The sequence below is a fragment of the Pseudozobellia thermophila genome (assembly GCF_900141855.1).
In the GTDB taxonomy this organism is placed as follows: Bacteria; Bacteroidota; Bacteroidia; order Flavobacteriales; family Flavobacteriaceae; genus Pseudozobellia; species Pseudozobellia thermophila.
In genome coordinates this window covers 114332-135415 of record NZ_FQYU01000007.1, presented here as the reverse complement: position 1 = coordinate 135415, position 21084 = coordinate 114332, and the positions used below count along the sequence as shown (strand labels likewise).

Genomic DNA, 21084 nt, shown 5'->3' with positions numbered 1-21084 from the left:
AAGGGACTTGCCGTAGGTGTGCTTGAAATTTGGGCGATGGTAAAGGAGAGGGAAGTCCCTGTACATTTGTACCCGATATGCTTGATTTTCAACCCCAAATATGCTAGATTTCGACGGAATACTATAAACCTCAAATACGGAACAAATGATTACAGGAAAGAATTATGTAGGATATGGGCTGTCGGCAAAAGGGGAGGCGACCTATGCAACCTTTGACCCCAAATCGAATTCGGCCACCGAATGGCGGTTTTACGAAGCGACCGCTGATGAAATCGATGGGGCCGCTAAAAAAGCGGCGGCGGCCTTTTTGGAGTACAAAAACTTTTCGGGTAAGCAAAAGGCGAAGTTTTTGAGGGCCATAGCCGAAGAAATCGAGGCCCTTGGCGATGAACTGATAGCCACCTATACCAAGGAATCGGGTTTGCCCGAGGGAAGGGCCATGGGGGAACGGGGGCGGACCATGGGCCAGCTGAAGGCCTTTGCCACCCTGTTGGAAGAGGGTTCGTGGGTAGAGGCTACGATCGATACGGCCCAACCGGATCGGAAACCCCTTCCTAAGATAGACATACGTAAAATGTTGGTGCCAATGGGCCCCATCGCCGTTTTTGGTTCCAGTAATTTCCCTTTGGCATTTTCAACCGCCGGGGGCGATACGGCCAGTGCCCTTGCCGCGGGTTGTCCGGTAATCGTAAAGAGTCACCCGATGCATGCGGCCACAGGAGAGCTCGTTGCCTCGGCCATCGTTAAGGCTGCCCGGGCAACGGGTATGCCCGATGGCGTTTTTTCGAATTTGAACAGTAGCGGTATCGAGGTCGGCAAACAATTGGTGCTACACCCCGAAATCAAGGGGGTGGGCTTTACCGGAAGCATAAAAGGGGGGACCGCCCTTTATAAATTGGCCTCGGAGCGCAAGGAACCTATTCCGGTCTTCGCCGAAATGGGAAGCATCAACCCGGTGGTGGCCCTTCCCTCGGCCCTTTCGGGGAAAGGCGCCGATTGGGCGGCCAAATACGCCGGATCCATCACCTTGGGAGCGGGACAGTTTTGTACCAATCCAGGACTAATATTGGGCATCGGGAGTACGTCATTCGATAAGTTCGTAAATACCCTTGGGGACGAAATCGAAAAATTGGCACCCACCTGTATGCTGCACCCCAATATCCACGAGAATTATGAAAAAGGAAAGAAGGCACTTTCACAACAGGAGGGAGTGCATGTCGTGGCCTCCTATGAGGCCGATAGCGCTCCAAATTACGGAAAGCAAAAGGTGCTTACCGTAAACGGGGAAGACTTTATGAAAAACCCCAAGCTCCACGAAGAGGTGTTCGGTCCGTTTTCGGTCGTTGTAAAATGTGCCGACGCCGGGGAGCTGACCGCGGTAATCGAGCAGCTCGAAGGTCAGCTTACAGGGACGGTTCTTGGGGAACCGTCCGAATTCAAGACGTTTTCGAAAACCATCGATGCCTTGCAGGGCAGGGTGGGTCGAATCATCTTTAACGGGGTGCCCACAGGGGTCGAGGTTTGCCCTTCCATGCACCATGGTGGGCCCTTTCCCGCAAGTACCGACAGTCGGTTTACTTCGGTAGGTACTTCCGCGATTAAGCGATGGGTAAGGCCGGTTTCCTTCCAAAATTGGCCACGGGAGTTTTTGCCCGAGGCCCTAAAGGACGATAATCCCTTGAATATAATGCGAATACTCGACGGTGAGCATACCCGGGCAAAGGTGGGCTGATCTTCCAAAGAACTTTAGCGCGAATGGCAAAATCTATCTTCAAGTGTATCGATGCCCATACCTGCGGTAATCCGGTCAGGGTGGTGGCAGAGGGAGCCCCCGAACTCATAGGTGCCAATATGAGCGAAAAAAGGCAACACTTTTTAAGGGAATTCGATTGGATCAGAAAGGGCTTGATGTTCGAGCCCCGGGGCCACGACATGATGAGTGGCAGCATGTTCTATCCGCCGAGCGACCCCCAAAACGACTTGGCCATTCTTTTTATTGAGACCAGTGGCTGCCTGCCCATGTGCGGACATGGGACCATCGGTTCGATTACCATCGGTATCGAGGAAGGATTGATCGTGCCCAAAACCCCGGGCAAGATTCGAATGGAGGCACCGGCCGGCCTGGTCGAAATCGATTATAAGATGTCGGGCAAGCAGGTAGAATGGGTGAAACTTACCAATGTCAAATCGTTTTTGGCGGCGTCGGAACTCACCGCCGATAGTGCCTACTTGGGCGAACTCGTTTTTGATGTGGCCTATGGCGGTAACTTCTATGCCATCGTCGATTCCCAACCCCATTTTAAGGGATTGGAGGAGTTTTCGGCAAGTCAATTGATCCAGTTCAGTCAAGACCTTAGGGAGAGGATAAACCGAAAATACGAGGGTCACTTCGTTCATCCCGAAGATACGACCATAAACGGTGTCAGCCATATCTTATGGACCGGCAAGACCATTTCGCCCCGGGCCACGGCAAGAAATGCGGTATTCTATGGCGATAAGGCCATTGACCGATCTCCCTGCGGAACGGGCACCTCGGCCCGAATGGCACAGTGGCACGCAAAGGGACGATTGAAGGTAGGCGAAGCGTTTGTTCATGAAAGCTACATCGGTTCGCAGTTTATCGGCCGGATCGAAAAAGAAACCAGCCTAGGGAACATAGAGGCAATCTACCCCAGTATTCAAGGCTGGGCCAAAATTTATGGACACAATACGATAAGCATAGACGATGAAGATCCCTACGCACACGGGTTCCAGGTAATTTAAACTAAGAAGCATTGGGTAAGAACATATTAATTATCGGAGGCGGGATCATCGGTTTAAGCTCGGCGTATTTTCTGCAGAAGGAAGGGCACCGGGTTACCGTAGTAGATAAGTCCGATATCACTTCGGGGGCCTCTTTTGTCAATGCAGGTTACATTACTCCCAGCCATATCATACCCCTTGCATCACCGGGGGTCATTGCCAAGGGAATAAGGATGATGTTCGATTCGGCGAGCCCGTTTTACATGAAACCGCGATGGGATACGGAGTTCTTTAAGTGGGTATGGTACTTTCATAAATCGGCCACCAAGGCAAAGGTCGAAAAGGCTATTCCCGTCATCCGTGATATCAACCTACTGAGCAGGGACCTCTTTACCGAGATAAGGGAATCGAAGGACCTGGGCACTTTTCAATTGGAACGCAAGGGGCTTCTTATGCTTTATAAGACCAAGGCCTCGTACGATCACGAAATGGAAGTGGCAAGAAGGGCCGGAGATATGGGTCTCGAAGTGTCGGAACTTGACAAAGGGCGATTGCAGGCCATTGAACCAAAGGTAAAGATCGATGCCGAGGGTGCCATTCATTACGAATGCGACGGACATATGACCCCGACGCAGTTTATGCCCAAAATGGTCCGCTATCTCGAGGAAGTAGGGGTGCGGATAAAAAGGAAGGAAGAGGTTTTGGACATCGTGGCCAGTGCCCAGGGCATCAGCGAGATCAAGACCGATAAAAATACCTATTCGGTAGATGAACTGGTACTTTCCGCCGGGTCTTGGAGCGGTAATCTGGCCAAGAAGTTACATGTGGAATTGCCCTTACAGGGTGGAAAGGGCTACCGGATCAATGTTAAGCGACCCACGGGTATCGGCTTGCCGGCCATATTGATGGAAGCCAATATAGCGGTAACACCCATGGTCGGCTTTACCCGATTTGCGGGTACCATGGAGTTTTCCGGACTCAATGCCGTGGTTAGGAAGGAGCGGGTGGCCGCCATTGCGGCGGGTGCGAAACGCTTTTATCCCGAAGTGGACATAACGGAAGAGGAAAAGGGATTGGCTAGGACCGGACTTCGACCGGTTTCCCCGGACGGCCTGCCCTATATCGGCAAATCGAAAAAGTTCAAAAACTTGACCTTCGCCACGGGCCATGCCATGATGGGGTGGAGTTTGGGGCCTGCTACCGGAAAATTGGTTGCTGAGCTTATCACCGGCAAAAAAACGTCGATGGATATCGCGCCCTTTGATCCCGGTAGAACGTTCTAGGCCGGCTGGATCAGATCCCAAAGGTTGCCGTAGAGGTCCTTAAAGACCACTACCGTGCCATAGGCTTCCTCCCGGGGGGCTTCGATAAAGGTTACACCCGATTTTTGCATCCTTTTATAATCTTCCCAAAAATTATCGGTATGCAAGAACAAAAACACACGGCCCCCGCTTTGCTTGCCTACGGCTTCCTTCTCTTGTTTCGATGCGGCCTTGACCAATAGTAGACTGCAGCCGTTGGAATCCCCCGGGCCGATAGTTACCCATCTCTTGCCTTCGTCGATCGGGGTGTCGCCAAGTAGCGTAAAACCGAGCTTTTGGATGTAAAATGCAAGGGCTTCGTCATAATCCGCTACCAATAGGCTTACTTGGGCAATGCTTTTGTGCATTTAATACGCTTTAAAATTCTTAATCCTTGTTGCTGCCCACTCTTCCTTTAAAATACCGTAACAGCAGGTATTTCTTTTATACCCATCCAATAAGTACACGTTCTTGCGCAAGGTGCCCTCCAAGATCGCCCCGAGCTTTTCCACCGCCTTTCGGGACCTGATGTTGCGTTCGTCGATACGAAACTCCACCTTTTCAAATCCCATGACCTCGAATGCATGATCGAGCATTAGCAACTTCATGTGCGAATTAAGGCCGCTGCCCTGAAACTCCCTACCGATCCAGGTCGAGCCGATATGGAGAACCTTGTTGCGCCGGTCGATATGCATATAACGGGTGGCCCCGGCATATTGCCCCTTTCCCTTATCGAAAACAATAAAGGGTATGGCGCTTCCCTTACCCTGTTGTTCGAGGGCAACCTCTACATAGTTTTTCAAGGCCTTGGGCGTAGCGATATCGGAAGGGGAGTACTGTACCAGTTTTTCTTGGGAGGCAATGGGTAAAAGTTCCTTGTAGTTATGCAAGGTAAGGGGCGAAAGCCTGACGATCTTATTCTCAAGGGTAGGGGCCGTATTCATGGAATTAGGGAATTGATCAATTCTTTTTTCAGTTCGTGCCGACCCTCAAAAATAACCTTTTTGACCTCGTTTCCAAAGAGTTCCCCCGCTCTTTCTACTTCGGTCTTTAGGCGATGGGCATCGATATATTCGTCGTTCTCGCCGACCAAGAGGGTCACCTTTGTCTTTGTCTCCTCGAAAAAATCAAAATCATCAGGCTTGAGTTCCTTCGGGATGCCCCCGGCATAGAGAACCAACTGTTGGCACTTGACCCTTTTTTGGGCCACCCAACGCGTGGCAATGGATACCCCTTGCGAAAACCCCAAAACGATCACATTAAGATGTTCGGGAAGGTTTTCGCGAAGCATGATACTTTCGATATAGGCAATGACGTTTTCGGTTTCGCGGGCAGTTTCTTCCTTGGTCAACCAACTCGCCCCGACATGCCGGAATTGGTCATTGAGGTAATATTTCGAAGGTGCCTGGGGAGCTATAATATAGTTCTCTTCGGGGGGCAATTGATCGAAATGTTTGATAAAATAACGGCTTAGGTGACCCATGCCGTGGAAAACGACCCATAAGTTTTTGGTGTTTGCCGTAAGCTCGTTAAGGGTTGAATATGAATTGATACTGGTATACGAAATGGTTTTTTCTTGCTGTGCCATGGTAAAATCTATCTTCAAGTACGGGGTTAGTGATAGGCTATTGCTTAATTTTGCCAAAAATATAATTTATGGAGGGCTATAAAGAAAAGATACTGAAAGTTTGTAACAAGTCATCAAAAAACACGATGATGGAAACTTTGGAAATCGAATATACCGATGTGGGCACCGATTTTCTAAGTGCTAAAATGCCCGTTACCTCAAAGGTGCACCAGCCCGATGGCGTATTGCACGGCGGGGCCATGGTCGCCCTGGCCGAAAGTGTGGGCAGTATGGCCTCGTATATTTTTCTTGATGCCCAAAAATTCGCCATACGGGGGATCGAAATATCGGCCAATCACGTAAAAAGCGTTCGCGATGGTTTTGTATATGCCAAGGCCGTCCTTTTGCACAAGGGGCGTACCACCCAAGTTTGGGATATAAAGATCACCAACGGCGAAGACCAATTGGTCTCCATATGTAAATTGACTACCATCGCCTTGCCGAAGCAAAAATGACTGAAGCCGAATTCTTCGAGGAAATAAAAGCGCAATTTTCGCAAAAACTTCCGTTGGTAGTCTACCGAAAGCCCAAGGAAGATACGCTATGCAGTATTTTTCAAAATGAGGACAGCCTGCTGTCGGTAAATAATTTTGAGGAAACCGGATTCGTTTTTGCCCCCTTCGACCAAGAAGGCCCGGTTGTGCTCTTGAGGCCCGACCGATGCGGCAAGCTCCCGGGTTATACCCCCAGGGCCGGGTGCGCGAAGAAAGGTAGGCGCCCGGTTCTGTCCGCCCATGGAAAGGGGTTTCATCTCGATTTGGTGCGCAAGGGACTTTCGGAAATCCGTTCGGGGGTGTTCGACAAGGTGGTCTTGTCGCGTTCTTTTAGCATGCCCACCGAGGCCGAACCCCTCGACCTGTTCAAAAACCTTGTCGAAAAGTACCAAAACGCGTTCTGTTACCTATGGTACCACCCGAAAGTGGGCATGTGGCTGGGCGCTACGCCCGAAATTTTATTGAATGTGAGAAATAGGACGTTTACCACCATGTCCTTGGCGGGTACCCAGGTGTATAGGGGAGACGAAAACCCCGAATGGGGGGAGAAGGAATTGACGGAGCAAAAGTACGTGACCGATTATATTCTTGATGCCCTAAAAGGACGGGTAGACGATTTAAAACATGCCCGCACCGAAACCGTCAGGGCCGGTAAGCTGCTTCATTTACGGACCAAGATTTCGGGAAGGTTAAAAGACTCGAACCTGGCCGAAATTCTCAGTGCCCTACATCCTACGCCAGCGGTGTGCGGCTTACCCAAGGAAAGCACGCGAAAGTTCATCGTGTCGCACGAGGATTACCCCAGGGAATTTTATACAGGGTATTTGGGCGAACTGAATTTTCAGGTCGAGCGCAAACGAAACAACCGGGCTTCCAACCCGGAAGTACAGGTCTATAAGAGCATTTCAAGACAGACCACTTTGTTCGTCAATCTCAGGTGTTTGAAGTTGGAGGGCAGTGAAATCAAGATTTATGTGGGAGGTGGCGTAACAAAGGAATCCGATCCCGAAAAGGAATGGGAAGAGACCGTTTCAAAAAGTAGGACCATGTTGGATATTTTGTAGACCTAACATTTGGGTGGAGTTGATACAGCGTTGTACTTTTGTTGGCCATGAGATACTCTAGCATACCTTCGGCCCAGTTGGTGCTGCAGCACTGTAAGGCCAAAAACATCAAAAACATAGTTATTTCGCCGGGTTCAAGAAACGCTCCGCTGACCATCGGATTTTCCGAAGATCCCTTCTTTTCTTGTTTTAGCGTAGTCGATGAACGCAGTGCAGCCTTCTTTGCCTTGGGCATCGCACAGCAGCTTAGGAAGCCGGTGGCCGTGGTCTGTACCTCGGGCAGCGCCCTCTTGAACTATTATCCGGCCGTGGCCGAAGCCTTTTATAGCGGTATTCCCCTTGTGGTTATTTCGGCCGACCGGCCTACCTATAAAATTGATGTCGGCGACGGGCAGACCATTCGTCAAGAAAATGCCTACCACAGGCATATCGGCTACTCCGCAAACCTCAAGCAAGATGTGCTACATGCCGTGGACAGGTTAAAAAAATATGTTCCTGAATGGCTCGAAGGGGGGGCATTGCCCGAACTTCAGGAAAAGGTGAAGGCGTATAACGATGATGAATTGAACAAGGCCCTGAACCTGGCCTTGGAGGTAAAACTGCCCGTACACATCAATGTGCCGTTTGAAGAGCCCTTGTACGATACCCTTTCGGAAACTACTACCGTGGCGGCCCCACTGTTTCCTGAACGGAAAGAGCTCCCTGGAACGGGCGATATGCAAGGCTTTGTCGACCAGTGGAACGCTTCCGGCCGAAAAATGGTACTGGTCGGTGTCAACCCGCCCAAGGCAATAGAACGGCAGTATCTGGATATTTTGGCCACGGACCCCTCGGTCATTGTATTTACGGAAACGACATCCAACCTACATCACGACAATTTTTTCCCCAGCATCGACAGCATATTGGCGCCGATCGAAAAATCCGGGGACAAAGACGCGCTTTTCGACCGCTTAAGGCCCGACATCCTGTTGACCTTCGGGGGCCTGGTCGTGTCGAAAAAAATCAAGGCCTTTTTGAGGGAATACCGACCGGGGCAGCACTGGCATGTCGACCCGACCCGGGCCTTTGACACGTTTTTCTCGTTGTCGCACCATTTTGACATGGAGGCCAATTCCTTCTTCGGGCAATTTTTAAACAAGGTGCGTCCCCATGAAAGCGATTATTACGCCTATTGGAATACCAGAAAGGAAAAGTATAGGGAAAGGCGAAAGGAGTATTATGCGCAAATTCCCTTTTCCGACCTAAGTGTCTTTCACTCCATATTGAATGGGATCCCCGAAAATTACCAGGTTCAGTTATCGAACAGCTCGACCATACGCTATACGCAGCTTTTCGACATGCATCCGTCGCTAAGGGTTTTCTGCAACAGGGGTACGAGTGGCATAGACGGAAGCACCTCCACTGCGGTGGGGGCATCGGTCTATTCCAAGGAACCGACCTTGTTGATAACGGGCGATGTCAGCTTTTTTTATGACAGCAACGGCCTTTGGAACAATTATATCAGACCCGACTTTCGGATCATAGTGATCAACAATGGGGGTGGGGGTATTTTTCGGATCTTGCCCGGACACGAGGAAACCGAAAACTTCGAAACCTTTTTTGAAACCGCCCACGGGCTGTCGGCCCGACATTTGGGCAAACAATTCGGTTTCGATTATTCGGTCGCCGACGATCCAAACAGTCTGAAAAGTGAGTTGGAAAGTTTTTATTTGGCCTCGGGCGCCCCTAAAATACTGGAGGTCGTCACCTCGCGAATATTGAACGACAAAATTTTGCTCGGTTATTTTGATTTTATATCTTCGGCTCAATATTAACCGATTAATTATAAGAACACTAACTATTATGAGCAGTAAAAGAGACGATTTGATTGCTAAGTATGCAGCGGACATCAAGGAAAAATTCGGAGAAACCCCTGACATGGACCTTTTGACAAAGGTGACCATTGGCTTGGGGCCGGCCATTTACAACATTGATGCCTCAAAGGTTTCAGGTGGTGACCAAAAAGAGCTTGAGACGGTCAAAAAGAACTACCTGATGAAAAAATTGGGCATGGCGGACAGTCCCGAATTGATGGATGCCGTAAAAAGCGTATTGGATAAATACGGTTCGTCTAACAAGAACAAGCATAGGGCCGTTGTATATTACATGTTGTGCAAGCACTTCGACAAGGCTTCCATATACAACTAGAAATGCTTAACGAATTTAAAAAAGCCGGCCGTTCTTCAACGGGCGGTTTTTTTATACCCGATTTTTAAGATTACTTTTGTGCCATGATCGAACTAGGAAATTATAACGAACTCGAAGTCTTGAGAAATACCAGCGTAGGTTTGTTTTTGGGAAGCGAAACCGGCGTTGAGATTCTGTTGCCCAACAAATACGTCCCCAAAGAAATAAAGATTGGGGATAAAATTTCGGTGTTCTGTTATTTGGATCACGAAGAAAGGCCTATTGCCACCACTTTGACGCCCACGGTGCTGAGAAATCAATTCGGGTTCTTAAAAGTGGTCGAGGTAAACAAAATCGGGGCCTTTATGGATTGGGGGCTCGAGAAACATCTTTTGGTGCCCTTCAGCGAACAACGGGACAAAATGAAGGAAGGGCAGTGGTACGTGGTCCACTGTTATATGGACGATGTTTCGTTTCGACTGACGGCGTCCAATAAACTCGATAAATTCTTGGACAACGACAGCCTTACGGTGCGCGAAAGGGAAAAGGTAGACCTTCTGTTTACCCGGTTGACCGATCTCGGGTGGGAAGTCATCGTCAACAACAAACACAAGGGATTGGTCTATGCCAATGAAATCTACAAAAGGGTGGCCGTAGGCGACAAGTGCGAAGGGTACGTAAAGAAAATACGGGCCGACCATAAAATCGATATATCCCTACAACCGATAGGTCAGAACATATTGGAACCCGCAGCCCATTTGATTTATGAAAAGGTACAGGCCAACGGCGGATTTTTGGCCCTGCACGACAAATCGGCACCCGAGGATATAAAAAGGGAACTGCAGATGAGCAAGAAAACGTTCAAAAAAGGAGTCGGAACCCTTTACAAGGCTCGCAAAATAGAAATCAAGCCTGACGGAATCCAGGCCATTTGAATTAATTTTTGGGCTAACATCCTCAAAATTATGTGATTGGACCCTGTTTTGAAAACGTTTGGCAACACTAATCTATTTTTTGACCACAAAAAAATATAATTTTGCAACATTCAAAGTGTGTATTTCATCGATCTTTGGGTATTTTGGTTAACTTTAACGTTGAAACCCCGTAAAAACAATTTGACATATGCCATTTATTGAAGAAAGTGATCTTTTGGAATTGCATAAAGACATCGATAAGGCCCAAATTATAAACGAACGTCTTTTAGACCAGATCAAATTCAAAAATAAAGAAATCAAGAAAAGTAAGATCCAGCGGAACGTACTTGCTGGAATTACGGGACTGTTTCTAATAGGCACTTTGATTGTTTTTTCATTCACCGCAGGCAGAAGTGTATCCAACAATTACGACAGTCCGAGTAACCTACTGGTTTCAATCGATAGTTTGGATGCCATAAAATCACGTATCGACAACCTTAAGCAGCAGAACGAAGAGCTAAGCCTTGTCAGGGAATTTTACCTGGCCAAAAAGTTTTTGGAAAAGGAAACGATATATTCCGTGCAGGTCAAGTCGTTTGTAGATAATAACATGACGCTTGCCTCAGAGGCCTTGACGAATACGATGTTTGTGAAGACAAACCCTTTTTATTCCTATTCTCTGGGCAATTTTGAGACTTTGGAGGAGGCCCAGACCTTTAGAAAGCAGTTGGTAGACCTTGGTTTTTCCGATGCTTTTGTAGCCTCCTATAAAGACGGAAAAAGAATTCAAATAGAAGATCCTTTTTAGTTTTGACAAAAATTAAGGCATGGGTCAACGCGGCCAGATTGCGAACATTGCCCTTATCGGTTTCAGGTATCTTGGCAGGTACGGCACTGGGGCATTATTATAGTGAGTTTGACGGGGTTGTCTTTGTTCTGGCCCTTTTGACGACGGTGGCCTTTCAGGTAACCTCTAATTTTGCCAATGATTATGGCGATGGCGTGAAGGGAACCGACAATGATGATCGAATCGGACCAAAGCGGGCCCTTCAAAGCGGGCTATTAAGCCGCGGACAGCTAAAGACAGGAATTATTGTGGCCGTTGCAATCGATATTGCCCTGGTGATGGTGTTGGTTTATTGGGCTTTCGGCCTTGACAATATGATATATCCACTTGTGTTCGTGATGTTGGGCGGCGCCAGTATTTGGGCGGCGATCAAATACACGGTCGGAAAATCGGCTTATGGCTATAAAGGTATGGGCGATATTTTTGTTTTTGTGTTTTTTGGCTTGTTGGCGGTGATGGGTTCCATGTTCTTGTATACCCAATACCTAACAGGCCTGTCGGTTCTACCGGCCATCGCCATCGGCTCGCTGAGTGCCGCGGTGCTCAACCTGAACAATATGAGGGACCATAGTTCCGATAAAAAGGCAAATAAAAATACCCTTGTCGTGGCCATAGGGATGGAGAAGGCCAAAAAATACCACTTTGCCCTGTTGATTGTCGCATTTGTGGCTACCCTGTGGTTTTGTATGGTCGCTTTTAGCCACCGATCGGGCCTACTGCCCGTGTTGGCCTTCGTTCCGGTAAGCGCACATATGATTAAGGTATATAAGACAAAGGATGTCGAAAAGTTTGACCCCGAATTGAAAAAACTTGCATTAAGCACCTTCTTTTTGGCGGTATTGCTTTACATAAGTTGTAATAATTTTTTGTAAATTTATAAATGAACCTACTAAATACTACCCATTTTGGAACAACCAATTAAAATTCTTATCGTAGAAGACAATGTTATCATCGCCGATGACATGCAATCGATGCTCGAGGAAATAGGCTATGAAATTGTAGATAATGTTATTGTCTACGAGCAGGCCGAAGAGGTATTGAAGACACAACACGTAGACCTTGTGTTGATCGATATCATCCTGGCATCGGACAAAACAGGAATCGACTTGGGGAAACACATTCGTGAGAATTATGACATTCCCTTCATTTTTGTCACCTCCAATTCCGATAGGGCCACCGTCGAGAATGCGAAAACGGTAAAACCCAATGGTTATCTGGTAAAACCTTTTGAGCAACAAGACCTTTATACTTCGATAGAGATCGCCTTGTCCAATTTCACCCGTTCCGACAAATCGGCCGCACCACCGGCCCAGACCAACGAAGATGTGCCCATGTCGAACACCGTTCTGAAAGATTCGATATTCGTCAAGAAACAACATCTTTATTACAGAATCCAGTTCAGTGATATCAGGTTTATCAAGGCCGATAATGTTTACCTGGAAGTGAACACGGTCGATAAGAAGTTTCTGGTAAGGTCTCCCCTCAAAGATTATTTGGAAAAGCTGCCAAAGAACAAGTTTTATCGGGCGCATAAATCGTATATCGTCAATGTAGACCATATCGATGCCATAAATTCAAAGGATATAATGATCAAGGATACCTTGATCCCCATCTCAAAAGACTTTAAAGAATTCATCATTTCCGCAATGAACTCTTAAGGTACATTTAGTCGAAACAAAGGGGGGGGCGTGGCAGGCGTTCCCCCCTTTTTTTATAGTATGGAAAATCGACTATACCACAACAAAAGGGTAGTTCACAACATAATTTTTCAAATATGGGACAGAGGCATTACATTCGTCCTACGATCGATCGGTTAAAAGGTCGGTCGGTAATCCATAAATTTTTTCATTTTCATATAGTGTTCTCATAAAAGAGTCTTATCAAAGCCGATAAGGCTCTTTTAGGTTTAATACGAAAGCTTTTACTTATATATGGGGTGGAGGCCTATGTTGGATAGTGCAGGAAATATCATAAACCACGATCGACTCCATTTTACAACAGAAAACCAGTATTACACAACAATATTGGTAATCAGTATACCAACATATCATATTTTTATCTCTCAGGGGCTTTACCTTTTTTAAGGATCTTTATACTCTACTGGAAAATGTACCGGAAGGTACATGGATGTTCGATCAAAACCAGTTTGTAGTTTTTCCAAAGAACAAGTCTATTGTACTATAAGTTGCCAAGAGTTGCTTATAGAAAAAAAAGAAATTTAAGGTAACCATCAATATTGTATGTCAACTTTATATTTTTGCCTGACAAAATGAGCGGTACCCCCAGTGCAAAGAAGATAAGTTCACTATGTTAACAAGGTTCCATTTGGCTATAGTTTCCAACTTCGATATGAAAAGATTTGGCAAAAGTATTTTATGGACGGTAACGGCACTGTTGTTTACCGCTACTTCCTTGGCGCAAACCGAGGAGGATGCCAATGAGGAAAGCCTGTTTCATCAGTTTCAGGAATTTAAGACCGCTGATGAAAAAATGACTTTTTTCTTTAATGCGGAAGACCTATACCGCGAAAACTCGACTTACGATTGGTTGGAATTGGTAACGCTCAACCTAAATGCGGCCATAAAGAACAACGACAAGGAAGACATTAAGAAGTTCCAGCTGATGCAGGCCCGAATCTTTTACGATTTGGGTGATTATGACAAAAGTCTTGCCATAACCAAAGACCTTTACGAAGAGATAGAGGATCTTGACATTTATTTGGTTTCCAAATTGTTGGATTTGATGGATGACAATTATGGTCAGTTGACCATGTACCCGGAACAAATCGATATCCGAGAGAAAAAAAGGGATATGGGTATCATGGAAAGTGTTGCCTTCTACGATATTTATTCGAACCTGGGGATGTATCGTAAGGCCATGGACGATTATATTGCCAATGTAAAAAGGACTATCGAGGAGAACGATTTTTATGGCCAGGCGGAATATTATAACAACTTGGGAAATTACCTCAGGCTCGACGGTTCGACCCCTACGGCCCTGAGCTATTATAAAAAGGCCAAGGGGTTCGCCGATGTTTTTTTGGACAATGTTACCCGTAAAAAGTCGGAAAACGTGCTTCGGGAGGCCTTCCTTCTAAAAGGGGTGATAGAAGGCAATATCGGAAAATGCCATGTCGACCTGAAGGAGTATGAGCAGGCGATTCCCTATTTGGAAGCGGCGATCAACAGGATAAAGGAAAACAGTAACAATAACAGGGAGTACGCCTCCGAGATCACCGAGAACAGTTTGGCCATATCGGAGTGTTATCTCTTGTTAAAGAATTATGCCAAGGCCACCGATTACCTCAGTGACAACCTACAGACCAATACCACCGAAAACCTACTTAAGAAAAATCGCCTGTTGGCCCTGTATTACGAAATGACCGAAGACTATAAGAGCTCGGCTTCGTACCTGAGAAAGGAAATTAGAATACGCGATTCGATAAGCGAACACGAGTCCCAACTTCGTCAGCAGCAGCTCTCGACGGTGATGATGAAGAACTTGAAGTATAGCCAAGACATGTTGGCCGAGCAAAAACTGGCGCTGGAGAAGCAACGGAACGAAAATTTGGCCAAGGACAAAAGAAACAGTCTGGTGCTTATTTCCCTATTGTTCACCCTATTGGGGTTCGCAGGCCTCGTATATGCCTATCTAAAGAGTATCAAGAACCAAAGGCTTATCGCCGAACAGAAATATATAATTGAGAACTCATTGGTAGAAAAAGACTCCTTGCTCAAGGAAATACACCACCGGGTAAAGAACAACCTCCAAATGGTTTCGAGTTTGTTGAGCCTCCAGACCAAGAATACACGTAGTAAGGCCGCAATCGAGGCCCTTGAAGAGGGCAAGAGCAGGGTAAAGGCCATGGCCTTGATCCACCAGAAGTTGTACCAGAACGAAGATTTGTCGGTTATAGAAATGCAGAGCTATATTGAGAGTTTGATCAATAGTGTGCAGTCGGTATACAAAAAGGGAGGGCACAATATTAATATTACGGTCGATGCGGAAGGGGTCGAATTGGACATTGACCGAGCCATTCCGTTTGGCTTGATACTTAATGAACTGGTCTCGAACTCGTTCAAATATGCCTTTCCACATGGCGATGAAAACGGAAAAATATACATACACCTAAGAAAAAATGGGGAACACGAAGGGTATTTCGAGTATTCCGACAATGGTGTAGGCCTGCCCGAAGATACCGAAGAACGGGCCAATACCTCCATGGGTATCCGTTTGATGAACCGTTTGGCCAATCAGCTTCAGACGACCTTGAACATCGATAAGAACGGCGATGAAGGGGTGCGTTATTGGTTTAGTTTCAAGTAGGCGGCGCATCCGTTCCGGCCTAGGTAACCCGACTTTTCAATACGACTTTATAGAGTAACCTGGGCATCAGTCTCTTTAAATAAACGCCCCAAGTTTCCTTGCCCCCGATATATACCTCGAATTTTCTTTTCTCAATGGCGCGAATGGCCTTCGAGGCCATAGTAGCCACAGGCATTCCGTTTTTGGTGGCCTCGTCTTCCCTTCCTTGGGCCGAACCGTCGCCGACCAGGGCGTTTTTGGCTACATCGGTCCGTACAAAGCCGGGGCAGATGAGGCTTACGTCAATACCGTCCTTTTCGTGTTCCATGCGCAGCACATCGAAAAAACCGTGTAGGGCGTGTTTGGCCCCGCAATACCCCGACCGATAGGGCGACCCAAACTTGCCCATCAGGCTTGTAACCGTTACAAAATGGCCTTTTTGTTGTTGGATGAAATAAGGCAAGACGGCTTTCGTCAGCACCAAAGTGCCCAAATAATTGATGTCGATTAACTTTCTGAACACCTCAAAATCCGTTTCGACGATGAGCGAACGCTGGCTGATGCCGGCATTGTTGATCAAAAGGTCTATTCCGCCAAAAAACCCGGCCGCCGTCCGTGCCTTGGCGGCCATACTGTCAAAATCGCCTAGGTCCAGCGGAAGAACACGGACATCGCTTGGGTTGCTACACCGTGCTTTTACCCGGTTCAGGGCATCTTCATTGCGGGCCGAAATAACCAATCGGCACTCTTTTTCGCTTAGGGCGTAGGCCAATGCCTCGCCGATTCCCGACGATGCTCCCGTAATCCATATCCGTTTTTTTCCAATACGTGCCATTCGGCTGGTTTATGCCTAAAATATAGCTAAATTTGCCCTGAATCGATGAAGGCCCACTACAAAAAATACATACTGGATTTTAAACGCCCCAGCGGAACGTCGCGCGGCGTACTGACCCAAAAGGAAACCTGGTTCATTTCGATACGGGCCAATGGCCGGTACGGAATAGGGGAGTGCGGACTCCTAAAGGGACTAAGTGTCGATGACCGGCCTCACTACGAGGACAAGTTAAGGTGGGCATGCGAACATATCCATTGGGACGAGAAGGACCTGTTGGCCGAACTAAAGGAGTTTCCCAGCATACAATTTGGTTTGGAACAGGCGTTTCTATCGCTCCGGTCCGTCAACCCTTTTCTTCTTTTTGAATCCAATTTTACGAAAAGGGAAAGTCCCATACCGATCAACGGCCTCATATGGATGGGCGATGAGGGCTTCATGCACGAGCAAATCGCACAAAAGTTGGAGCAGGGGTTCCGCTGTATCAAAATGAAAATCGGGGCCATCGATTTTGATCGGGAACTGGCGCTGATAGCATCCATCCGCAAAAAATACAGTACCTCACAAATCGAACTGCGCGTCGATGCCAACGGGGCCTTCGGTTTGGACGATGCCATGGATAAACTTCACATATTGGCCCAGTATGGGCTACACTCCATCGAACAGCCCATAAAACAGGGACACTGGGACGAGATGAAAAGATTGTGCGAGGCCACCCCGTTGCCCATCGCCCTTGATGAAGAACTAATTGGTGTCTTTGATGTAACCGAAAAGGAAGAATTGCTACAAACCATTAGGCCGCAGTACCTGATTTTAAAGCCCAGTTTGGTCGGGGGCTTCGGCGGTAGCCAAGAATGGATCGATAGGGCCGAGGCCTTGGGCATAGGATGGTGGGTTACCAGCGCCCTTGAAAGCAATATAGGGCTAAATGCCATCGCCCAGTGGACCTACACCCTGCAAAATCGAATGCCACAGGGTTTGGGTACCGGCAGCCTGTATACCAACAATATCGATTCGCCGCTTAAAGTGGAAAACGGGCAACTGAGCTATGGGAACAACAAGGGCTGGGACATTGATCTAATAGAAAGGATATGTATATAGAACAGGCTTATAAAGGATTGAGTGATTCATGGCGCTATCTTGTGGGACTTTTGGTAGTGTTTTTCTTCTGGCAGATATTGGGAGCCTTTCCCTTGTTGGCGGCGCTTATGGCCAAGGCGGGCTCCCTGGCTGTCCTGGGGTCGGCCGATATGGGTATGATGGTCGATATTTTGGGAACCAACACCCTGCTTTTCCTTATGCTGTTGAGCTTTGTCATAGGCTTGATCAGTCTCTTCGTTTACGTCAGGTGGGTGCACAAACAGCGTATCGTAGAGCTTACGACATCGAGAAAGAAAATCGATTTTAAACGAATACTGTTCGCTTTTTCCGTTTGGGCCCTGGTTTCCACGGCATTTATTGTAGTGGATATCGTTCTTTCACCAGAGGATTATGAATTTAATTTTAAACTCGGGCCCTTTGTGGTCCTGGCCATTATTTCCATAGTGATGATTCCCTTGCAGACCAGTATGGAAGAATATTATATGAGGGGCTATATGATGCAAGGTCTGGGTATGGTCGCAAAGAACAGATGGGTGCCCTTAACGGTAACCTCCCTGCTTTTTGGTATAATGCATGTTTTTAACCCCGAGGTGGCCAAGATGGGCTACGGAATCTTAATTTTCTACATCGGTACCGGATTCTTTCTGGGAATACTAACGCTGATGGACGAAGGCTTGGAATTGGCCCTGGGTTTCCATGCGGCCAACAACCTTACGGCAGCCTTATTGGTAACGGCCGACTGGACGGCTTTTCAGACCGATTCGTTATATCGGGATGTCTCCGATCCGGTCTTGGGGTGGGACGTATTGGTCCCGGTCTTCGTTGTGTATCCCCTTTTGCTTTATATCTTTTCGAAAAAATACAAATGGTCGAACTGGAAAGACCGCCTGACCGGGCCGGTCGCATCCGAAGCGACCTTTTTAGCGGAGAACAATGGTGAACGCGAGCTATAATGCCCTTCATGGGCAATTCAGACTGAACGGCAACCCTTATTCGAAGGACGAACTCAAGGAAGTGGCCTATAGCTTGGTCAAGGAAGGGGAGGACTTTGAAAGGGCCATCGGCGATTTTTTGATCGATTGGTTGAACGACAGGCCGACCATAAGCGTACAGACCTCGGGGTCAACCGGAAAACCTAAATCCATCGTCTTGCAAAAACGGCACATGGTCAATTCGGCATGTGCCACGGGCGATTTCTTTCACCTTCGTCCCGGCGATACGGCCCTCTTGTGTTTGCCCGCCACTTATGTCGCCGGAAAAATGATGTTGGTAAGGGCCATGGTCTTGGGGCTAAGGCTAGATTATGTGAGCCCCTCGTCAAATCCGCTTGGCACCAATTCACCTTTCTATGATTTTTCTGCCATGGTGCCCCTGCAGCTCAAGAATTCCTTGGAACACCTTTCCTGCATAGGCACTTTGATCGTCGGTGGGGCACCGGTAAACCCTGAAATGTTGGGGCTGGTCAGGAAAAAAGGGGTGTCTACCACGATTTTTGAGACCTATGGGATGACGGAGACCATAACCCATATAGCCCTAAAACAAGTACATCCGACCGCCCAACTTCCAGAGACTGCCTTTACGGTGCTGCCCAAGGTCAAGATAAGTACCGATGCCAGGGGATGTCTGGTCATTGATGCCCCTGAAATTGCCGAAGGGCCGGTCGTTACCAATGACATGGTACGGATCGTCTCCGACCTCGAATTCGAATGGTTGGGGCGCTACGACAACGTAATCAATTCGGGCGGGGTCAAACTATTTCCCGAACAAATTGAGGCGAAACTGGGCAAGGTAATCGAGTCCCGTTTTTTTGTGGCGGGAAAGAAAGATGCCGGGTTGGGCCAAAAATTGATTTTGGTTGTTGAGGGAAATCCGAATACCGACCGACTTATTGAAAAAATACGGCAACTTCCCCTGCTCGATAAATTTGAAGTTCCCAAGCACGTTTTTTGCGTACCGCAGTTTAAGGAAACGGCAAGCGGAAAGGTTCAAAGAAGCGAAACCTTGGCGTCTATCGGTTAATTCGCATTCCCGGTTCGGGGTCAAACCTGTATGACCCCCATATTAAAATCCTTGGTTATGGGGGCGTGGTTCGCCGCCTCGATGCCCATACTGATCCACTTTCGGGTATCCAAGGGGTCGATGATGGCATCGGTCCACAAACGTGCCGCCGCGTAATAGGGCGAAACCTGGTTGTCGTACCGGTCCTTTATTTTGTTAAAGAGTTCGGCCTCCTTTTTTTCGGTAATCGTTTCCCCCTTTTTCTTTAGCGATGCCTTTTCAATTTGCAATAGCACCTTGGCCGCCGAGTTTCCGCTCATAACCGCAAGCTCTGCACTGGGCCACGCAACGATCAGCCTAGGGTCGTAGGCCTTGCCGCACATGGCATAGTTGCCCGCGCCATAGCTGTTTCCGACAACTACGGTAAACTTCGGAACGACCGAATTGCTCACGGCGTTTACCATCTTGGCGCCGTCTTTGATGATGCCTCCGTGCTCGCTTTTGCTTCCTACCATAAATCCTGTTACATCCTGTAAAAAGACCAAGGGAATTTTCTTTTGGTTGCAGTTGGCGATAAAGCGCGTGGCCTTATCGGCCGAATCGGAATAGATTACCCCGCCGAACTGCATCTCTCCCTTTTTTGTCTTCACCACTTTGCGCTGGTTGGCCACGATACCGACCGCCCAGCCATCGATCCGTGCATAGCCTGTTAGTATGGTTTTTCCGTACCCTTCCTTGTATTCTTCGAACTCGGAGTTGTCTACAAGGCGCTTGATAATTTCGAGCATGTCGTATTGGTCGGTGCGCGAGGCGGGTAAAATACCGTAAATATCCTCGGGATTTTCCTTGGGCTTGGCCGGTTTGGTGCGGTTGAAGCCCGCTTTGTCGAAATCGCCCATCTTGTCAAGTATGTTCTTGATGGTGTCCAAAGCCGTGGCATCGTCCTTGGCCTTATAATCGGTTACCCCGCTTATCTCGCAATGGGTGGTTGCACCTCCCAAGGTTTCGTTGTCGACGTTCTCTCCGATCGCGGCCTTGACCAGGTAACTCCCGGCGAGAAAAATACTTCCGGTCTTGTCCACTATCAGGGCCTCGTCGCTCATAATGGGCAGGTAGGCGCCACCTGCCACACAACTTCCCATCACTGCGGCTATTTGGGTAATTCCCATGCTGCTCATCACGGCGTTGTTCCTGAAAATTCGGCCAAAATGTTCTTTGTCGGGAAAAATCTCATCCTGTAAAGGCAGGTAAACCCCGGCACTATCGACCAAATAGATAATGGGCAAACGGTTTTCAATGGCAATTTCCTGGGCCCGTAGGTTCTTCTTTCCGGTAATGGGAAACCACGCTCCCGCCTTCACCGTTGCGTCGTTGGCCACGACAATGCACTGCCTGCCCTTTACGTATCCGATGGTAATGACCACTCCCCCTGAAGGGCATCCCCCGTGTTCCCCATACATGCCTTCGCCGGCAAAGGCCCCGATCTCGATACGGTCCGTACCCTCGTCAAGAAGGTAATCGATGCGTTCTCGGGCACTCATCTTGCCCAGGGCATGCTGTTTTTCGATACGGGCTTTTCCGCCGCCTAGCTTCACTTTGCCCAGTTTTCTCTTAAGGTCTGACAGTAAAAGTTTATTGTGATCTTCGTTCTTGTTGAATTTAAGGTCCATACGGGTGCATTCGTTTTAGAGCC

General features: G+C 47.9%; 20 protein-coding genes. 15 read left to right on the top strand and 5 right to left on the bottom strand.

Translation table 11 applies throughout. The annotated features are described in order from the left end of the window. Window positions 1-145: 145 nt before the first annotated feature. From BUB37_RS16235 to BUB37_RS16225, 3 genes are read left to right on the top strand one after another with little or no spacing between them, the layout of a single operon-like run. A complete protein-coding gene (locus BUB37_RS16235) occupies window positions 146-1732 on the top strand; it encodes an aldehyde dehydrogenase (NADP(+)) (protein WP_072994877.1) in 1587 nt (528 codons plus the stop codon). Window positions 1733-1755: 23 nt separating this feature from the next. Continuing rightward, a complete protein-coding gene (locus BUB37_RS16230; protein ID WP_072994876.1) occupies window positions 1756-2763 on the top strand; it encodes a 4-hydroxyproline epimerase in 1008 nt (335 codons plus the stop codon). Window positions 2764-2774: 11 nt separating this feature from the next. Beyond that, complete coding sequence (locus BUB37_RS16225; RefSeq protein WP_072994875.1) at window positions 2775-4025, top strand: NAD(P)/FAD-dependent oxidoreductase; 1251 nt, start codon at window positions 2775-2777, stop codon at window positions 4023-4025. On the opposite strand, the gene BUB37_RS16220 is transcribed toward BUB37_RS16225, so the two are convergent. The 3 genes from BUB37_RS16220 to BUB37_RS16210 are packed head-to-tail and all read right to left on the bottom strand — an operon-like array spanning window position 4022 to window position 5649. Further along, a complete protein-coding gene (locus BUB37_RS16220) occupies window positions 4022-4411 on the bottom strand; it encodes a VOC family protein (protein ID WP_072994874.1) in 390 nt (129 codons plus the stop codon). The genes BUB37_RS16225 and BUB37_RS16220 overlap by 4 nt on opposite strands. Beyond that, entirely contained in the window at window positions 4412-4987 is a 576-nt protein-coding gene (locus BUB37_RS16215) for a GNAT family N-acetyltransferase (protein WP_072994873.1), read from the bottom strand. Beyond that, window positions 4984-5649: an alpha/beta hydrolase gene (locus BUB37_RS16210; protein WP_317616556.1), complete on the bottom strand. Its 666-nt coding sequence runs from the start codon at window positions 5647-5649 to the stop codon at window positions 4984-4986. Before BUB37_RS16210 ends, BUB37_RS16215 begins: the two co-directional genes overlap by 4 nt. Before the next feature lie 50 nt (window positions 5650-5699). On the opposite strand from BUB37_RS16210, the gene BUB37_RS16205 reads away from it, so the two are divergent. The 9 genes from BUB37_RS16205 (at window position 5700) to BUB37_RS16165 (ending at window position 15481) form a co-directional block, all read left to right on the top strand. After that, window positions 5700-6125 carry a PaaI family thioesterase gene (locus BUB37_RS16205; RefSeq protein WP_072994871.1) on the top strand — a complete coding sequence of 142 codons (426 nt, stop codon included), beginning with the start codon at window positions 5700-5702 and terminating at the stop codon, window positions 6123-6125. After that, window positions 6122-7228 (top strand): chorismate-binding protein, encoded by a 1107-nt coding sequence (locus BUB37_RS16200; RefSeq protein WP_072994870.1) that lies wholly within the window; start codon window positions 6122-6124, stop codon window positions 7226-7228. The genes BUB37_RS16205 and BUB37_RS16200 overlap by 4 nt, the downstream gene beginning before the upstream one ends. 47 nt (window positions 7229-7275) lie before the next feature. Then, window positions 7276-9042, top strand: coding sequence for a 2-succinyl-5-enolpyruvyl-6-hydroxy-3-cyclohexene-1-carboxylic-acid synthase (gene menD / locus BUB37_RS16195; RefSeq protein WP_072994869.1), 1767 nt, complete (start codon window positions 7276-7278; stop codon window positions 9040-9042). Window positions 9043-9070: 28 nt separating this feature from the next. Then, window positions 9071-9415: a DUF2853 family protein gene (locus tag BUB37_RS16190; protein ID WP_072994868.1), complete on the top strand. Its 345-nt coding sequence runs from the start codon at window positions 9071-9073 to the stop codon at window positions 9413-9415. 83 nt (window positions 9416-9498) lie between these two features. Further along, window positions 9499-10329, top strand: a complete 831-nt coding sequence (locus BUB37_RS16185; protein ID WP_072994867.1) for a CvfB family protein — start codon at window positions 9499-9501, stop codon at window positions 10327-10329. 187 nt (window positions 10330-10516) lie between these two features. Then, entirely contained in the window at window positions 10517-11116 is a 600-nt protein-coding gene (locus BUB37_RS16180; protein WP_072994866.1) for an SPOR domain-containing protein, read from the top strand. Between the two features lie 2 nt (window positions 11117-11118). Further along, entirely contained in the window at window positions 11119-12027 is a 909-nt protein-coding gene (menA, locus tag BUB37_RS16175) for a 1,4-dihydroxy-2-naphthoate octaprenyltransferase (protein ID WP_072994865.1), read from the top strand. A gap of 33 nt (window positions 12028-12060) precedes the next feature. Beyond that, entirely contained in the window at window positions 12061-12813 is a 753-nt protein-coding gene (locus tag BUB37_RS16170) for a LytR/AlgR family response regulator transcription factor (RefSeq protein WP_072994864.1), read from the top strand. A 691-nt stretch (window positions 12814-13504) separates the two neighbouring features. Continuing rightward, entirely contained in the window at window positions 13505-15481 is a 1977-nt protein-coding gene (locus tag BUB37_RS16165; RefSeq protein WP_072994863.1) for a tetratricopeptide repeat-containing sensor histidine kinase, read from the top strand. 19 nt (window positions 15482-15500) lie between these two features. Here BUB37_RS16165 and BUB37_RS16160 read toward each other — a convergent pair whose 3' ends face one another. Then, entirely contained in the window at window positions 15501-16295 is a 795-nt protein-coding gene (locus BUB37_RS16160) for an SDR family oxidoreductase (protein ID WP_072994862.1), read from the bottom strand. Window positions 16296-16340: 45 nt separating this feature from the next. Here BUB37_RS16160 and BUB37_RS16155 point away from each other — a divergent pair, with 45 nt between their 5' ends. From BUB37_RS16155 to BUB37_RS16145, 3 genes are read left to right on the top strand one after another with little or no spacing between them, the layout of a single operon-like run. Beyond that, complete coding sequence (locus tag BUB37_RS16155) at window positions 16341-17393, top strand: o-succinylbenzoate synthase (protein ID WP_072994861.1); 1053 nt, start codon at window positions 16341-16343, stop codon at window positions 17391-17393. Continuing rightward, entirely contained in the window at window positions 17384-18346 is a 963-nt protein-coding gene (locus BUB37_RS16150) for a CPBP family intramembrane glutamic endopeptidase (protein WP_072994860.1), read from the top strand. Before BUB37_RS16155 ends, BUB37_RS16150 begins: the two co-directional genes overlap by 10 nt. Next, window positions 18327-19412: an AMP-binding protein gene (locus BUB37_RS16145; RefSeq protein ID WP_072994859.1), complete on the top strand. Its 1086-nt coding sequence runs from the start codon at window positions 18327-18329 to the stop codon at window positions 19410-19412. The genes BUB37_RS16150 and BUB37_RS16145 overlap by 20 nt, the downstream gene beginning before the upstream one ends. 20 nt (window positions 19413-19432) lie before the next feature. On the opposite strand, the gene BUB37_RS16140 is transcribed toward BUB37_RS16145, so the two are convergent. Further along, the gene (locus BUB37_RS16140) at window positions 19433-21061 is read right to left on the bottom strand and encodes an acyl-CoA carboxylase subunit beta (protein WP_072994858.1); all 1629 of its coding nucleotides are present in this window, start codon (window positions 21059-21061) and stop codon (window positions 19433-19435) included. Window positions 21062-21084: the final 23 nt, after the last annotated feature.

What these genes read in the sequence shown, in the direction of transcription:
- BUB37_RS16235 (WP_072994877.1), top strand. Translation starts at nt 146, where the DNA reads ATGATTACAGGAAAGAATTATGTAGGATATGGGCTGTCGGCAAAAGGG.
- BUB37_RS16230 (WP_072994876.1), top strand. Translation starts at nt 1,756, where the DNA reads ATGGCAAAATCTATCTTCAAGTGTATCGATGCCCATACCTGCGGTAAT.
- BUB37_RS16220 (WP_072994874.1), bottom strand. Translation starts at nt 4,411, where the DNA reads ATGCACAAAAGCATTGCCCAAGTAAGCCTATTGGTAGCGGATTATGAC.
- BUB37_RS16215 (WP_072994873.1), bottom strand. Translation starts at nt 4,987, where the DNA reads ATGAATACGGCCCCTACCCTTGAGAATAAGATCGTCAGGCTTTCGCCC.
- BUB37_RS16205 (WP_072994871.1), top strand. Translation starts at nt 5,700, where the DNA reads ATGGAGGGCTATAAAGAAAAGATACTGAAAGTTTGTAACAAGTCATCA.
- BUB37_RS16200 (WP_072994870.1), top strand. Translation starts at nt 6,122, where the DNA reads ATGACTGAAGCCGAATTCTTCGAGGAAATAAAAGCGCAATTTTCGCAA.
- menD (WP_072994869.1), top strand. Translation starts at nt 7,276, where the DNA reads ATGAGATACTCTAGCATACCTTCGGCCCAGTTGGTGCTGCAGCACTGT.
- BUB37_RS16190 (WP_072994868.1), top strand. Translation starts at nt 9,071, where the DNA reads ATGAGCAGTAAAAGAGACGATTTGATTGCTAAGTATGCAGCGGACATC.
- BUB37_RS16185 (WP_072994867.1), top strand. Translation starts at nt 9,499, where the DNA reads ATGATCGAACTAGGAAATTATAACGAACTCGAAGTCTTGAGAAATACC.
- BUB37_RS16180 (WP_072994866.1), top strand. Translation starts at nt 10,517, where the DNA reads ATGCCATTTATTGAAGAAAGTGATCTTTTGGAATTGCATAAAGACATC.
- BUB37_RS16165 (WP_072994863.1), top strand. Translation starts at nt 13,505, where the DNA reads ATGAAAAGATTTGGCAAAAGTATTTTATGGACGGTAACGGCACTGTTG.
- BUB37_RS16160 (WP_072994862.1), bottom strand. Translation starts at nt 16,295, where the DNA reads ATGGCACGTATTGGAAAAAAACGGATATGGATTACGGGAGCATCGTCG.
- BUB37_RS16155 (WP_072994861.1), top strand. Translation starts at nt 16,341, where the DNA reads ATGAAGGCCCACTACAAAAAATACATACTGGATTTTAAACGCCCCAGC.
- BUB37_RS16150 (WP_072994860.1), top strand. Translation starts at nt 17,384, where the DNA reads ATGTATATAGAACAGGCTTATAAAGGATTGAGTGATTCATGGCGCTAT.
- BUB37_RS16145 (WP_072994859.1), top strand. Translation starts at nt 18,327, where the DNA reads ATGGTGAACGCGAGCTATAATGCCCTTCATGGGCAATTCAGACTGAAC.
- BUB37_RS16140 (WP_072994858.1), bottom strand. Translation starts at nt 21,061, where the DNA reads ATGGACCTTAAATTCAACAAGAACGAAGATCACAATAAACTTTTACTG.